This window comes from Yersinia sp. FDAARGOS_228 (assembly GCF_002073315.2).
GTDB lineage: Bacteria > Pseudomonadota > Gammaproteobacteria > Enterobacterales > Enterobacteriaceae > Yersinia > Yersinia intermedia.
Map to the genome: position 1 here is coordinate 605,572 of NZ_CP020409.2, position 15,097 is coordinate 620,668.

Below are 15,097 nucleotides of genomic sequence, written 5' to 3' on the forward strand. Positions count from 1 at the left end.
ATAACGGCCATGTTAATAAATTAAATAACTGGCCGTTTATTACAAAGTCCAATCAGCAATATGCCAATCAATAAACATCTGCTTTTTTGTGGAATCCGTCAGCAATGATAGTGCTATCAATATTGCTTTTATCAACTTGAATCGGTGTTAATAAATAAGCGGGAACATCTTTTATACCATTATTTAATTTACTGTTAGCTTTTGGCTCTTCACCTTTACCCAGTGTGACAGCAATTTCTGCCGCGTCATTGGCTAATTTACTGATTGGTTTATATACGGTCATAGTTTGTGTACCGGCAACAATTCGCTTTATTGCAGCCAAATCAGCATCCTGGCCGGAAATAGCAACCTTCCCTGCCAACCCTTGTGCGGCTAACGCCTGAATCGCCCCGCCAGCAGTTGCATCATTGGATGCCACCACAGCATCAATCTTGTTATTGTTGGCAGTGAGTGCATTTTCCATGATTTTCAAGGCGTTTTCTGGTAACCATGCATCAACCCACTGGTCACCGACAATTTTTATTTTCCCGTCTTTTATCAGTGGATTAAGCACTGTCATTTGCCCTTGACGGAACAACTTGGCATTGTTGTCTACGGGTGATCCCCCCATCAGGAAGTAATTGCCTTGCGGCACCCGCTCAACCAGGCTTTTCGCCTGCAATTCACCCACTTTTTCATTGTCAAATGAGATATAAAAATCAATATCAGCGTTATTTATCATACGGTCATACGCCAATACTTTTATCCCTTCCCGTTTAGCTTCGGCGATAACGTTACTTAATACTTGACCGTTATAGGGAATAATAACCAACACATCAACGCCACGGTTAATCATATTTTCAATTTGTGACATCTGTGTTTCTTCATTGCCATTTGCAGATTGAACAAATACTTTAGCGCCGAGTGATTCAGCTTTGTTAACAAAAATATCGCGGTCTTTCTGCCAGCGTTCAAGGCGGAGATCATCTATCGCCATACCGATTTTAATTTCTTTACTGAATCCGGGCTGGCTAATCATCACCAGTGCGGCACATGCGGAGAGTAAAATGTTCTTAAATTTCATCTTTCGGTACCTTTCTTATTGTGCAAGCAGGGTAAGAGAAACGGTAAACATCAACTGCAATAGGGATTGTTGACGCTTATTTGCACATCGGCAATTACAGATTTTAATCCGCCAATTATGTTTTTTGGTTTAATGTTAATTTTATGATAACGATCATGTTTTCTTCACCATAAAATGCATGATTCCAGCGGAAGTTGTTATCCGCGCAATGAATATCTAAGCGTTTCTATAATTAAGCCGGTATTTATGAGATCTACGCCACAATTAATAATTCTCTGAATTTAAGTGTGAAATAACGTAATTGAGAGAATAGCTAACAACTCCGAAGATAAAAGCTCACCAGCCCGGCAAACGCAGGGCCAGCTTCCAAGGAGTATTGCATGCAATCTTATTTTGATGAATTAGAACAAGTGCGTTACGAAGGCAGCCAGAGCGCTAACCCGCTGGCATTTCATCACTACAACCCGGATGAGATTATCCTTGGTAAGCGAATGGCCGACCACCTGCGGTTTGCGGCCTGTTATTGGCATACCTTCTGCTGGGGCGGGGCCGATATGTTTGGCAGCAATGCCTTTGATCGCCCGTGGCAGCACTCAGGTGATGCACTGGCTCTGGCAAAACGCAAAGCCGATGTCGCGTTTGAATTCTTTCATAAACTGAATGTGCCCTATTACTGCTTCCATGATATTGATGTCTCGCCAGAAGGCGCGTCAATGAAAGAGTATCTTAATAATTTTGCTGTTATGACCGATGTATTGGCCGAGAAACAAGAGAGCAACGGCATAAAATTATTATGGGGTACAGCTAACTGCTTTACCCATCCACGCTACGGCGCGGGGGCCGCGACTAACCCTGATCCAGAAGTCTTTAGCTGGGCTGCAACTCAGGTCTTTACTGCCATGAATGCCACCCAAAAACTCGGTGGTGAAAACTATGTGTTATGGGGCGGGCGTGAAGGCTACGAAACCCTGTTAAACACCGATTTGCGCCAGGAGCGTGAGCAAATTGGCCGTTTTATGCAGATGGTGGTTGAGCATAAACACAAGACCGGTTTCCAGGGCACGCTATTAATTGAGCCTAAGCCACAGGAGCCAACCAAGCATCAGTACGATTATGACGTAGCGACTGTTTATGGCTTCCTCAAGCAGTTTGGGCTGGAAAAAGAGATTAAAGTGAATATTGAGGCTAACCACGCCACATTAGCAGGGCACTCGTTCCATCACGAAATCGCCAGTGCCATTGCATTAGGTATCTTCGGTTCAGTGGATGCTAACCGTGGTGATCCGCAGTTGGGTTGGGATACCGATCAGTTTCCAAACAGTGTAGAAGAGAATGCGCTGGTGATGTTTGAGATCCTCAAAGCAGGTGGTTTTACTACTGGTGGGCTGAACTTTGATGCAAAAGTACGCCGCCAAAGTACTGATAAATATGACCTGTTTTATGGCCACATTGGTGCGATGGATACGATGGCGCTGGCACTGAAAACTGCCGCCAAAATGATTGAAGATGGTCAGTTGGCTCAACGCGTCGCCAAGCGCTATGCGGGCTGGAACACTGAGCTGGGCCAGCAAATTCTGCAAGGTAAACTGTCGCTGGAAGAGCTGGCACGCTATGCCGAGCAGCATAACCTGAACCCGCAACATCAGAGTGGTCATCAGGAACAGTTAGAAAATCTGGTTAACCGCTATTTATTCGGCTGATGCTTAAGATGGGGCACTCGCTGCCCCAACTTCACCTATAAGGAAGGCATATGTACATTGGCATCGACTTAGGCACCTCCGGCGTCAAAGCAATTCTACTGGCCGAAAATGGGCAAGTAGTTGCCAGCCAAAGTGCCGCTTTATCCGTTTCACGCCCGCACCCGTTGTGGTCGGAACAGAACCCGGCTGATTGGTGGCAGGCAACCGATCAGGCCATGCAAGATCTGGCCGCAACACATGATTTGCAACAGGTAAAAGCCCTTGGGTTAACCGGCCAAATGCACGGTGCGACCTTACTGGATAAACAACATCAGGTGCTGCGCCCAGCTATTTTATGGAATGATGGCCGCAGTTTTGCCCAATGTCAGGCGCTGGAACACGCAGTGCCCGAGTCGCGCCAGATTACAGGTAATCTGATGATGCCTGGGTTTACCGCACCAAAACTTAAATGGCTGGCTGAGCATGAGCCAGATATTTTTAGTCGTATTGATAAGGTACTGTTACCAAAAGATTATCTTCGCTTTCTGATCAGTGGTGATTTCGCCACCGATATGTCCGATGCTGCCGGTACTATGTGGCTGAATGTTGCGCAGCGTGACTGGAGTGATGAGATGCTGGCCGCCTGCGGTTTAAACCGCCAGCACATGCCAGCGCTGTTTGAAGGTAGCCAGATTACCGGCCATGTCAGTACAGCTATTGCCCGCCGCTGGGGCATCAGCACCATACCGGTAGTGGCTGGGGGGGGCGATAATGCTGCCGGTGCCGTTGGTGTTGGCCTGTATCAGGCCGGGCAGGCAATGTTGTCACTGGGTACCTCCGGCGTCTATTTTGCCGTCAGTGATGGCTTTCTCAGCAACCCCGCCAGCGCGGTTCATAGTTTCTGTCACGCATTGCCGAATACCTGGCATCTAATGTCAGTGATGCTAAGTGCCGCGTCCTGCCTTGACTGGGCTTGCCAACTCACCGGTGTCGATAACGTTCCGGCGCTGATAGCAGAAGTCGAGAAAGCACCGCTTGCTGCTACCCCGGTATGGTTCCTGCCCTACCTTTCTGGCGAACGGACTCCCCATAACAACCCCAATGCTAAAGGGGCTTTTTGGGGCTTTACCCACCAACATGGCAGAGCAGATTTAGCCCGTGCAGTATTGGAAGGTGTGGGATTCGCCTTAGCTGACGGGATGGACGCGGTGCATGCCAGCGGATTACAGCCGACTTCAGTCACATTGATTGGCGGGGGGGCTCGCAGTGCCTATTGGCGGCAAATGCTGGCTGATATCAGTGGCCAAACGCTGGAATATCGTACCGGAGGTGATGTCGGCCCAGCGTTGGGCGCAGCCCGGTTAGCTCAAATTGCACTAAATCCAAAAACGCCATTAGCGAACTTATTACCAGAACTGGTGCTGGAACAAACCCATTTACCTGATGCAGAGCGGCATCACCATTACACTGCTCAGCGAGTAATCTTCAAAAAGCTCTATCAGCAATTACTGCCGTTATGTAAATAAATAACACTTCGAGGCTGGGGATAATATCCCTCAACCCCGAAGTAACGTATTAGTAATAGTTGATTTTTACGATGGCAGTGGCATCAAATTGGCCCAACCGTATTGATTGCCCGGCGATAGCATTCAGGCTGGCCGTATAGTTTTTTGTCACCTGAGTCACATTGTTCAACTGCGCAAATTCTATATAACGGTTATATACAATCGCCTGGCTGGCATCATTGTAAATCGTCAATTTTGTGCCATTCTGCATATCGATGGCATTATCACCCACTAACGGATTAGTGGTTGAGAACTGCGCCTGAATAGAAAAATTGGACAAGCAACCTTGTTTGACTGCGGTAATGGAAAACGGTTGGCTGATATTGTTGCCGCTATTTTGTAGCAACGCTTTATTAAATACGCCAAAATTCACAATCTGTGATTCTGGATATACCACCAAGTCTGCACCGCAGGCGATAAACCGCACACCCGTTAACCCTGATAGGGCGTAACGCAAGTTCTTTGCCCCAGCAGTCAAGTTCAGACCGGTTGAACCATCAAGTTGGAATACCGTGAAGTTATCTGCGCCGACATAATAACCGCTCGAAGGTGGGTTACCGGTCACTTTAATATAGAGTCGGAAAGTCACCGTAACGGTAACGTTTTGCCCTCTAACTATCGCAGGGGAGTTAGTATTTAAACGGGCTGCGTTAGTTTCTAAATCCTGCCCATTATAGCTGACACCTAATTGCAAACCCTGTCCCAACGATTGATGTAGCGGGTTAAAATAGAACCACACTTGGTCAACCGTCGAGCCTAATACGTTATCGCAATAGGCTGTAACAGTAATATCGTTCGATTCCCAGACTTTCGTCCCTGCTGCAACATTCGATGGTATCGCTAATTGCCCGATAGGTATCGCGGGCTTAATCACAACCCCAGTCCCCTTTTCAACACAATCAAGGGCATAAGCCGTCTGCGATAACAGTAACGCCACTAATAAAATAACTACCGAGCCACCTATCCGGCCCATTTTATTTAACATAGCATGAGTCATTGTCATTCCTTTACCGGTACCGGAACAGGTTGTACGCATTACTTTTTCTTTTCCGCTGGTTGAATTTGGCAATCAACAGCCGAGCAGTTAAAAATACGTATGACCATGCCACCAAAATCATCCATATAACCAACACTATAGCGGTTACCGCTATAACCTGGCGTCTTCGCAATCTCAGTGCCAAAAGGCGCGATCATTAAGCTATCGAAACCGGGGAAATTACCGCGATTATCCTGGCTTAAATACCCTAAAGTGATGTAATACGGTGTCGGGTTATGAATTTTCAGGCTTTCACCTTGCTTGCTAAGCTGTAATTTCTCCTGCCAGATCTCGTTGTAATCTGCTTTTATCGCCGTAGGGCGGTAAAATAGCTTCACTCTATTTTGAATCGCAATTTGCACCACGTTAGTCATTTCACTTTTCGGTGGCACTTCCCGCACGTTGAAATAGAATAACGTCTCACGATCAGTGGCTAACTTATCAGCATCAGGCAATTTCATAATACGCACTTGGCTTTTTTGGCCCGCATCAATCCGTTGCATCGGTGGCAAAGCAACCAATGGGCTATCTATTTTCTGACCGGCGGCATTTTCTAACCATGATTGCGCCAAATAAGGTGATGTTTTACTCTGGTTTTGCAAAATAATACTGGCAGACTTGTCGTTACCGTTGAAGATAATCCGTGTGCGATCAAGGTTAATCGCCGCCTCGCTGACTATTGAGGTAAACAATAATGCTATCCCTACCAGGGTTTTATTTATCTGCTGGGTTTTCCTAATCGGCATCATATTATTAAGGTCTTTCATGCTCTGTTCCGCTCTAATTTGTATCGTTATGCTGTGAATAACTGTTTTAAGTAAGTAACAGTTTAGTGTTAATTAATACTTGCCCACATTGTGGTCTAGTCTACTGACAAGGAAGGAGAATCTTCCCTGAATTCATGCCGTTATTTTCCGGCAATATTATTTTGCACTGTTTTTTACCCCACTGAACCGTCAGTTTCCCGGCATCGTCTAAACCTGCTAAATAGGTCAACCCACTTTCACCTAAAATACCCACCTCAGCCCCGGTTTTATCGGCAATAACCGATGACCCAAGTGGCGGGAAACTACCATCATTGAGGCGGATTATGGCCATAATTTGCTGGCCTTTTACTGCCCTAATTTCACGGTAACCAATTGCCCCTTCAGTCAGAGTTTTTTGGATAACTGTACTATAGACTTCAATATCTTCCGGCAGGCTTTGTACATCGACCCGCACGTCAGACTGCTGATAACTGGTGACACCATTGACTACCGCTACACCAAACCGGTTGGTAATAGCCGAATTATTGTTCAGTGACACGCCTGAAACATCACCGGTATCAATCATTATTCTTGGCTCGTTACCGGATTTATTCTGGTGAGCTGAAACACCCTTCGCTGTCGCCGTTATCGAGCCATACCAGTTGGTATTCAATGAGTTATATTCATTATTTTTATGGCTGGCATCAACACCAAACTCACCATAAGGGGAGCTATGTTGATAGCCACCACGGAACACGCCATTTCCTTGCTGTATTTCAGGGCTGGCCCCCCCAGCACTAACGCGCCAGATATTACTCGGATCCTGGCTGTTGAAATAGGAGATATTCTGCGAGTAACCGTTGTTCTTATCATGTTGCGCGTCATAACTGACCTGCTGCCCAACACCAATCGGGACGCTGAATGAGAAGAACACCTGATTTTCGCTTTCATACTGGTATTTTACTTTATTGGCAGAGATTGTCGTCGAAATGCCTTTAAAAGAGCCAATATCAAAAATTTTGCTGACAGAAACACCGTAATTATTACTGGATACATCATTCCAGTAAGTTTTATGGGTGGCCGATAAGTACATTGTAATATCCGGCCAGGCCAAGTATTGATTCGCAGTCACGGTGTATGTTTGCTTATCATTTTGTAGATAATTATTGCCATTTAGCCGATCCAAATACTGGCTCATGCTCATAAAGTGCTTTTCGGAAAAACGATATCCGGCAAAGGTAATCTGGCTATTAGTCTGGTCAAAGCGCTTGGAATAGTTGACCCGATAACTTTCGCCACTCTGCTTGCCGTCATGCGGTAACTGAGAGCGAGAATGCGTAACATCGACAGACAACGCACCGAAGTCATGCAAATTTTGCCCAGCACCCATGGCTATCGCGGTGTAATCCTGTGAAGTTGCTATCACCCCGCCATACAAGGAAATATCATTAAATGCCCCCCACGAGAATTCGCCATTAAAGAACGTGGGATCACTTACCGCGTTATTATTACCCTGCATCGGGCGGCCCAAAGCCGTTTTATAACGGATAGCACCTTTCCGAGTTAAGAATGGTACGGTCGCGGCGCTGACTTGAAAAGTAGTGACACGACCATCCTCCTCTTCTACACGGACATCAATATTCCCCTGTACCGCTTCACTGATATCCTGAATAACAAACGGCCCCGGAGCGACGTTGGTTTGGTAAAGGGTACGACCATTCTGGCTCAGAATAACTCTGGCGTTAGTGCGAGCAATCCCGATCACCTGCGGTGCATAGCCACGCATTGTCGGTGGTAACATCCGTTCATCACTGGAAAGTGATGCCCCCAGAAAACGAAATGAATCGAAAATACTGGAACTGAGATAGGTTTGGCCACCAACAAATTTAGCCCCTATCGCCGGGATAGCCCGAAAAGCATACACTTGCGACCAGTCAAAATTACTGTAGTGCGAGCCTTCTGTTTCATTATTGGTATATTGATAATCAGCACGAATCCGCCATGGCCCCATATTGGCACCCGCAGTTCCATAGCTGCTAAAATTAGTGCTACTGCTACCACTTTTCGGCGCATAACGATTACCAAACAGGTTGTAATCTAATATAACGCCGGGAACACCATCATCCCATTGAGAAGGCGGCACCCAGTTAGGGTCGCTATATGCCAGCCATGCTTGTGGAATAGAAATAATTAAGTATTGTTTTTCTTTATCGTAATTTGCCGTAATTTCTTCTTTTTGATCAATAGAAACGCACTTGCCATCATTCCATAATGTTAGCGACTCGCGAACAGTTGGAGATAAGCCCAACAGGTCAACTAATTCTGGCGACAGACATAATTTAGTTGACGTCCCATCATCAACAGATAAATAGGCTATTAGGTAGCGTTCAGGCAACAGTCGGCCATTAATCAGCACATCAAGTAGATAATTACCTGCAGGGGTATAATCATCAACTTCAAAGCGAGATAGGTCAATGTTACTGCGATCTTTTGCATCAATAATATTGGTATTGAACTCTACAGCCACCACTCGTCCAGGCAAGAATAAAAATATACCGGCCAACGTTAATATTTGCACCATTCGAAAGATCATTTCTTTTCTTCTAGATTTATATTGCATAAATAAATCACTGTCTTATGGCAAAGTATTAATAAAGGGGAGTCTCCTCCCCTTAAATTGAAGCTATATATCCGGTAACCCGAACAAGTACGCGCCGCTAACGCCACTGTTACGTCAAGTACAAAGGGTATTACCCAAAGTAATTGGTGTTTCAGCAAGGCAGCAAACAAATGAATTCCGATGAGCTGACTCCAGTCAGTGATTCGGATGAATGAGTGCAGCTAACGCCACTGTTACGTCAAGTACAAGGGTATTACCCAAAGTAATTGGTGTTTCAGCAAGGCAGCAAACAAATGAATTCCGATGAGCTGACTCCAGTCAGTGATTCGGATGAATGAGTGCCGCTAACGCTGCTGCAACGCCAAGTACGAAGGGTAATTTTATTTATAGTTCAGCGCGTAAGTAGCCTGAGACACAATAGTACCGGTTGTTACAGGTGCGCCGGTTGCTTCAACGCGAGCTGCGAATACTATCTGATTCGGGCCAGTGACCAAGTTGACATCGGCACCGGTATCACCCACTTTCAGCAATGCGCCGTTAGTGTCGATCAGACGAATACCTGCACCACCTGCGCTACCGGTGTTTGCCAGCAATGCAGGAGAGGTTGCATCAGAAACGCCGCCGAAAGTTACGCTAACTTTAGACATTGCTGGATAAGTTACTGAACCTGCGGTTTGTTCAGTCAGATCACAATCTTGCAGATCAATGCTGTATTGAACGTTCTGAGAATATTTATTGCCGGTTTCCAATACTTTATTCGCTACCTGACCCAGATCTACGCTGATATCAGTAGAGTTTGGCGCGATAGAGCACGGTGCATTAATAACAGTACCGGTGAAATGAATACGGCCATTACCTTCATCAGCAGCAAATGCCTGGAAAATGAAAGCGGAAGATGCTAACGCAATAATAAATGCACTTTTCTTAAAGTTAGACATATTAAAAAACCTTTATTTAGACACCATATTTAAAAAATACGCTAATGGAATACCATCAGCGGCTCACGTCATTACCGATGGCTATACCACGATAAAATAAACAAAACCATGGAGATAGTAATTTAATAAAAAATGAAATCACAAAATAATGCTGAAATTAAATTGTAAAAATGCATTCCAGAATAAAAATCCCAGAATTAAGTTTCAAAATTTAAATTTTAACCATCAAAGTGTAATTTATATTAAATAGTAGTCGATACTTTATAAACCTCCATGTATTTATATTACTTAGCCGTTCTCGCCCCGACTGGACATGAATAGGACTATACGCGATCTTTTTATCTAGTAAATACGCATTTATCAGCCAAATCGATCGTTATCCATAATATATTTAGCTTTTTATGCTATATAAATGACTTAATTGTAGCTGTTTACGCCAAATTTCACTAGCTAATCAAGGTTATGCTTCAAATATATTAACAATATCAGCAATAAATCTTATCCGTGCTTATTCGACAAATCAGAGGTATCGACATGCTAAATGGAAAGTTCCTACAAAAATGCAGGAATATATTCATACAGTATCAATGGAACTGTTCTTTTCATTGTTTCAAATTGTATATTCTAGGCAGTGAATGAATTTTTAAGTCAATTTTTGTTGATACAAAAGAGGTTGGATACAGAACAATACATACACCAAGATTTCAATATACAAGTAGGTGGCGAGTAATGAGCACAGCTAACACACCTGTAAGTTGAAGGATAACAGGTATAAACCAATAGAAACTGGTCCCTTTTACTCCCTATGATGGCCGGATTTGGCATTCCTCTCTATCCAAAACCCGCCCATTATGGAGTCACACTCATACGATGGAGGGCCGGAAATGACTAACAGCGCATTATTGATTATTGATGTTCAACAATCTTTCGAACATAAAGATTTTTGGCAGCAGCACGATTTGCCCGCCTTCTCTGCGGCGTTGAATCAGTTAATTAACGGCTGTAAGCTGCGAGGAGTGGCACTGGTAGATGTTTTCCATGTCGCCCCAGAAGGGCCGTTTTCACTGGCTTCTGGCTATGTTAAACCGATGTCGCTGGTTTCCCATCAGGCGGATGTTACCGTGCAAAAGCGGGTACATAACGCGCTAACTGATTCAGGGTTGGATCAATGGCTAAAGGAAAGGCAGATAGATCATCTGATTATTGCCGGTATGCGCACTGAGCAATGCTGCGAAACCACCGCCCGTGTGGCATCGGATTTAGGTTATCAGGTGACCTTCGTGACTGAGGCCACGCTAACGTTCCCAATGACACAACCTAATGGCGTGGTATTGAGCAGCGAAGAATTGAAGCTGCGTACTGAAACCGTGTTAGTCGATCGGTTTGCCACTATCCGTACTGTCGCGGAAACACTCGATACCCTTGATACACTGCCGTCAGCCGTGCTTGCAGAAAAAACAGTAAACTGGCAACCACAGCCTTATTTGCCACGAGATATCACCTCTGCCGGCGTTAAATATCTTAAGCAGTGGCAGTTGAAGCGCTATGTTATCCGTTACTCGCAGGCTCAAGGTGACACGCCAGATTACGCCCCCGCTTATCAGTTAGTTGGGCAGTGGTTACCTGATGAAGCAGAAACAGTGAACCGCCCAGGTATTGGTTTTGTAATTGAGCATCAGGGGAAAACACTGAATTACCTGATTGTCGGATGGTGGGATAATGAAAACGAACTGCGCGTGAAAGTCTGGGTGCAAGAGCAGGGAGTGTGGCGCGCGGCGCGGGATGAATCATTCTGTGTGTGGGATTTGCAGGTCATGGCCTTTGAACGCGATACTTTTGTTGCTACTTTGCTACAGCATACCCCGGATATTCCGGCTTACCTGAACCGTTATCTGACGGTAACTGTGGATTAACCATGCAACGAAATGTCTATTTCCTATTGCTTCCCGGCGTGCTGTCGCTGGATTTAACTGGCCCTGCTGAAACTTTACGACTGGCAGGGTCGTTTAATTTGTTCTATATCAGCCCATTACCGCAAGTAACAGCCTCCACTGAAATGGTGTTAGGCCAGCTACACCCTCTGCCGGATAGCTTACCGGAAGGCAGTTTGCTGGTCGTGCCGGGGGTGAGTGATTCACGCCACTACTTTGCAACTGAAACGACAGCAGTGGCCCGTCACTGGTTACAACAGCAAAAAATAGCCATTACACAGCAAAAAACGATCTTGGTTTGTGTCTGTTCCGGTGCATTACTGGCAGCGCAAGCGGGGCTACTGGACGGCTATCAATGTACCACTCATCATAATGTACTCGAGCGATTACGCCAGCAGGCACCTGCCGCACAAACAAAAGAAAACCGTATCTTTGTTGAAGACCGTGGCGTGTATACCAGCGCCGGAATTACGGCGGGTATTGACCTCTCTTTACATCTGATTAGCCGCTATTGCAGCCCACAAACTGCATTAGATGTCGCGCGGGAGATGGTGGTTTACTTTCGGCGATCAGGCGATGACCCGCAACTTTCACCCTGGTTACGTTACCGTAATCACCTGCATCCTGCGGTACACCGCGCGCAGGATGTGATATCGGCTGAACCTGAAGCCGAATGGTCACTACTTCAGGTCGCGCAGAAAGCACATGTCAGTAGCCGGCATTTAACGCGGTTATTCCGCGAACATGTCGGGATCAGTGTGCGTGAATTTCACGAACAATTACGGGTCGCAGTAGCTGAAGTTCGCCTGCAAGAAGGGTTTAATCTGGAGAAAGCCGCGCTGGCTGCCGGGTTCTCCTCCGGCCGTCAGCTTCGGCGCGCACAACAGCGTGGGCAAAGGTCAGTTAACTAACCAGACGCCGCCGGTCAATACGCTGTAACCCTATCGATAGCAAAGTGCTTAAGGCCAGAGCCAGTGCGAAAACATAGAAAATATCCAGTATCGGATAATCAGTAAAGTCGTAATGATGGGTGCGGATAAAGTGAATAATAAGCGCGTGGAAACCGTAAATCGCCAATGAATGCCCGGCGAGCCAGCTTAACCAGCCAATTTGCTGGTTCATGCAGTTTTTAAACCACACCAGCAGTGATACCGACGCAACGAAGACCAACGGGCCACAATACATATAGAAAGTATCCGCAAAACTGCCATTAATCCGCGTCTGCTTTTCAGTTGAGATAGCAATAAATATTACGCTGGCGATAAACAGCAATGCCGCCCCCCAACTGGTCGCTCTGCCTTTTGTTTCCAACATGCCGATTGCGCGCCCTAATAGCGCATACAGCAAGTAATAGAACGTATCACCATAGATATAGAGGTTGATTGGCAATAAATGGAAACCGCCAATCGAATACTTGCTAGCTTGGGGATTGGCAAACACTGCCAGCAGCAAAATCACTACCGCCAGATAGCGGCCTGATACCGGTTTGACATTAATCAGCGGTGAAACCAGATAAACCACGATAATGGCGTAGAAAAACCACAAATGGTAAAACACCGGTTTTTGCAGGATATTCTGTAATGAGGCCCAACCGTTGATCGGCGTCAGGATCGAAATATAAATCAGGGCAATCACACTGTAGAACAGCAAGCATAACCCGATTCGAGTAAAGTGCTTTTGCTGTGCGCTTTTTTCACCAAAAAACAGATAACCGGAGATCATAAAGAACAAGGGCACACATGCACGAGAAGCCGAATTAAGCAGATTGGCAATATCCCAGTTAGCCTCACCCACCTGAGCACCACTGGTGACGTAATAGGTCGTGGCATGGATCATGACCACCATAATGCAGGCCACCGCCCGCAAATTATCAATCCAGCCAATCTTATTGGTCATGCATACTCTCTATCACCTGTCAGCATACTAAAAGCGCTGATCTATTTACGGTATCAATAATCAGGTTGCAAACAATAACGTAAATTCGATTTATACCCAAAGTAAATGAAACAGCATCAAGGATAAGGTATGAGCTTACACAAGGTAAGTGATTCGGGTGAATGAGCGCAGCTAACAATGCTGTAGCGTCAAGGACGAAGGGTAATTGTTGCTATAACGTTATATTGACGGCAAAATAACCGACCTGACGCGCTCTGAATACACATCCTGTCTGAGCCGTATCCTTTTTTACGTTTATTATTAATAGCTTAATCTATGCAAACTTCATTTTCACCCGCGACACGTTTAGGTCGGCGGGCGCTTTTATTCCCTCTTTGTTTAGTATTGTTCGAATTTGCCGCTTATATCGCTAACGATATGATCCAGCCAGGTATGCTCGCGGTAGTGGCTGATTTTAACGCCAGTATTGAGTGGGTTCCGACATCTATGACTGCCTATCTGGCTGGCGGGATGTTCTTGCAATGGTTGCTTGGGCCACTATCAGACCGCCGTGGGCGCCGTCCGGTGATGTTGTTCGGTGTCGCATTCTTTGTGGTGACATGCCTTGCCATCTTGCTGGTCAATAGCATCGAACAATTTATTGCCATGCGCTTCCTGCAAGGGATCGGCTTATGCTTTATTGGTGCCGTCGGCTACGCCACTATTCAGGAATCATTTGAAGAAGCGGTCTGTATTAAAATTACCGCGTTAATGGCCAATGTCGCCTTGATTGCCCCACTACTCGGCCCGTTGGCCGGTGCCGCCTTGATTCATGTCGCCCCGTGGCAGGCAATGTTTGTGCTGTTTGCGGTGCTGGGTGCCATTTCATTTGTGGGCTTATGGCGCGCCATGCCGGAAACCGCCGCTCTGAAAGGGGAGAAACTATCTGTGGCAGCGATGTGGCATGACTATAAGTTGGTGCTTGCCAACCGCCGTTTCATGTGTGGTTCCCTGGCGTTGGGCTTTGCCAGCCTGCCATTGCTGGCGTGGATTGCGCAATCACCCGTCATTTTGATCAGCGGTGAGCAGTTATCCACTGTTGAGTATGGTGTTTTGCAGGTGCCGATTTTCGGCGCACTGATTATTGGTAACTTGGTGCTGGCGAGATTGAGCGGCAAAACCAGTATTCCACGCCTTATCCGCTACGGTGCCGGCCCGATGATTATGGGCTTACTGATTGCCGCAGGCTCAACGCTCTATTCATCCCATGCTTATCTGTGGATGACCGCAGGGCTGAGCCTGTATGCCTTTGGTATTGGCTTGGCTAACGCCGGTTTGGTGCGGTTGACACTGTTCTCCAGTGATATCAGTAAAGGTACGGTATCTGCCGCCATGGGGATGATCAGTATGATGGTCTTCACCTTCGGCATCGAGTTTGCCAAGGTAGCTTACTTGTGGGGCAACAGCGGTATCTTTAACCTGTTCAATCTGATCAGTGGCTTGCTGTGGCTGGGCTTGGTGATGATATTTATTCGCCGTCAGCCGGAGGCGGTTACTGCGGAGTAGTTTTAAAGCGGGAGAGAAGCAGCGCTTTTCTCCCGCTAAATATTTTTGTTAGCGTAACTTTAAAGCTGAAAAGCTGTC

General features: G+C 46.1%; 11 protein-coding genes. 5 read left to right on the forward strand and 6 right to left on the reverse strand.

All coding sequences use genetic code 11. From position 1 onward, the window contains the following. Positions 1-67 precede the first annotated feature (67 nt). The gene (xylF, locus tag A6J67_RS02760; RefSeq protein ID WP_005186910.1) at positions 68-1,063 is read right to left on the reverse strand and encodes a D-xylose ABC transporter substrate-binding protein; all 996 of its coding nucleotides are present in this window, start codon (positions 1,061-1,063) and stop codon (positions 68-70) included. Between the two features lie 380 nt (positions 1,064-1,443). Between xylF and xylA the strand changes: the two genes are divergently transcribed. Then, the gene (gene xylA / locus A6J67_RS02765; protein WP_005186907.1) at positions 1,444-2,763 is read left to right on the forward strand and encodes a xylose isomerase; all 1,320 of its coding nucleotides are present in this window, start codon (positions 1,444-1,446) and stop codon (positions 2,761-2,763) included. Positions 2,764-2,813: 50 nt separating this feature from the next. Next, positions 2,814-4,268 (forward strand): xylulokinase, encoded by a 1,455-nt coding sequence (gene xylB, locus A6J67_RS02770; RefSeq protein WP_080608046.1) that lies wholly within the window; start codon positions 2,814-2,816, stop codon positions 4,266-4,268. Between the two features lie 49 nt (positions 4,269-4,317). Here the strand turns inward: xylB and A6J67_RS02775 are convergent, their stop codons facing one another. From A6J67_RS02775 to A6J67_RS02795, 4 genes are all read right to left on the reverse strand, one after another. After that, the gene (locus A6J67_RS02775) at positions 4,318-5,304 is read right to left on the reverse strand and encodes a fimbrial protein (RefSeq protein ID WP_080608459.1); all 987 of its coding nucleotides are present in this window, start codon (positions 5,302-5,304) and stop codon (positions 4,318-4,320) included. A gap of 38 nt (positions 5,305-5,342) precedes the next feature. After that, entirely contained in the window at positions 5,343-6,110 is a 768-nt protein-coding gene (locus A6J67_RS02780; RefSeq protein WP_050086882.1) for a molecular chaperone, read from the reverse strand. A 100-nt stretch (positions 6,111-6,210) separates the two neighbouring features. After that, a complete protein-coding gene (locus tag A6J67_RS02785) occupies positions 6,211-8,670 on the reverse strand; it encodes a fimbria/pilus outer membrane usher protein (protein WP_226967877.1) in 2,460 nt (819 codons plus the stop codon). 419 nt (positions 8,671-9,089) lie between these two features. Continuing rightward, a complete protein-coding gene (locus tag A6J67_RS02795; RefSeq protein ID WP_050297651.1) occupies positions 9,090-9,647 on the reverse strand; it encodes a fimbrial protein in 558 nt (185 codons plus the stop codon). 884 nt (positions 9,648-10,531) lie between these two features. Here A6J67_RS02795 and A6J67_RS02800 point away from each other — a divergent pair. Beyond that, positions 10,532-11,560 carry an isochorismatase family protein gene (locus A6J67_RS02800; RefSeq protein ID WP_042568817.1) on the forward strand — a complete coding sequence of 343 codons (1,029 nt, stop codon included), beginning with the start codon at positions 10,532-10,534 and terminating at the stop codon, positions 11,558-11,560. 2 nt (positions 11,561-11,562) lie between these two features. Then, entirely contained in the window at positions 11,563-12,489 is a 927-nt protein-coding gene (locus tag A6J67_RS02805; protein ID WP_080608047.1) for a GlxA family transcriptional regulator, read from the forward strand. On the opposite strand, the gene A6J67_RS02810 is transcribed toward A6J67_RS02805, so the two are convergent. After that, positions 12,482-13,474 (reverse strand): acyltransferase, encoded by a 993-nt coding sequence (locus A6J67_RS02810; protein WP_042568819.1) that lies wholly within the window; start codon positions 13,472-13,474, stop codon positions 12,482-12,484. The genes A6J67_RS02805 and A6J67_RS02810 overlap by 8 nt on opposite strands. A gap of 315 nt (positions 13,475-13,789) precedes the next feature. Here A6J67_RS02810 and A6J67_RS02815 point away from each other — a divergent pair, with 315 nt between their 5' ends. Beyond that, positions 13,790-15,019 (forward strand): MFS transporter, encoded by a 1,230-nt coding sequence (locus A6J67_RS02815; protein WP_005186866.1) that lies wholly within the window; start codon positions 13,790-13,792, stop codon positions 15,017-15,019. Positions 15,020-15,097 lie beyond the last annotated feature (78 nt).

Bases quoted from the DNA above. Each gene is read 5' to 3' on its own strand.
- xylF (WP_005186910.1), bottom strand. From the start codon at position 1,063: ATGAAATTTAAGAACATTTTACTCTCCGCATGTGCCGCACTGGTGATG.
- A6J67_RS02785 (WP_226967877.1), bottom strand. From the start codon at position 8,670: ATGGTGCAAATATTAACGTTGGCCGGTATATTTTTATTCTTGCCTGGA.
- A6J67_RS02805 (WP_080608047.1), top strand. From the start codon at position 11,563: ATGCAACGAAATGTCTATTTCCTATTGCTTCCCGGCGTGCTGTCGCTG.
- A6J67_RS02800 (WP_042568817.1), top strand. From the start codon at position 10,532: ATGACTAACAGCGCATTATTGATTATTGATGTTCAACAATCTTTCGAA.
- A6J67_RS02795 (WP_050297651.1), bottom strand. From the start codon at position 9,647: ATGTCTAACTTTAAGAAAAGTGCATTTATTATTGCGTTAGCATCTTCC.
- A6J67_RS02780 (WP_050086882.1), bottom strand. From the start codon at position 6,110: ATGAAAGACCTTAATAATATGATGCCGATTAGGAAAACCCAGCAGATA.
- xylA (WP_005186907.1), top strand. From the start codon at position 1,444: ATGCAATCTTATTTTGATGAATTAGAACAAGTGCGTTACGAAGGCAGC.
- A6J67_RS02775 (WP_080608459.1), bottom strand. From the start codon at position 5,304: ATGACTCATGCTATGTTAAATAAAATGGGCCGGATAGGTGGCTCGGTA.
- A6J67_RS02815 (WP_005186866.1), top strand. From the start codon at position 13,790: ATGCAAACTTCATTTTCACCCGCGACACGTTTAGGTCGGCGGGCGCTT.
- xylB (WP_080608046.1), top strand. From the start codon at position 2,814: ATGTACATTGGCATCGACTTAGGCACCTCCGGCGTCAAAGCAATTCTA.
- A6J67_RS02810 (WP_042568819.1), bottom strand. From the start codon at position 13,474: ATGACCAATAAGATTGGCTGGATTGATAATTTGCGGGCGGTGGCCTGC.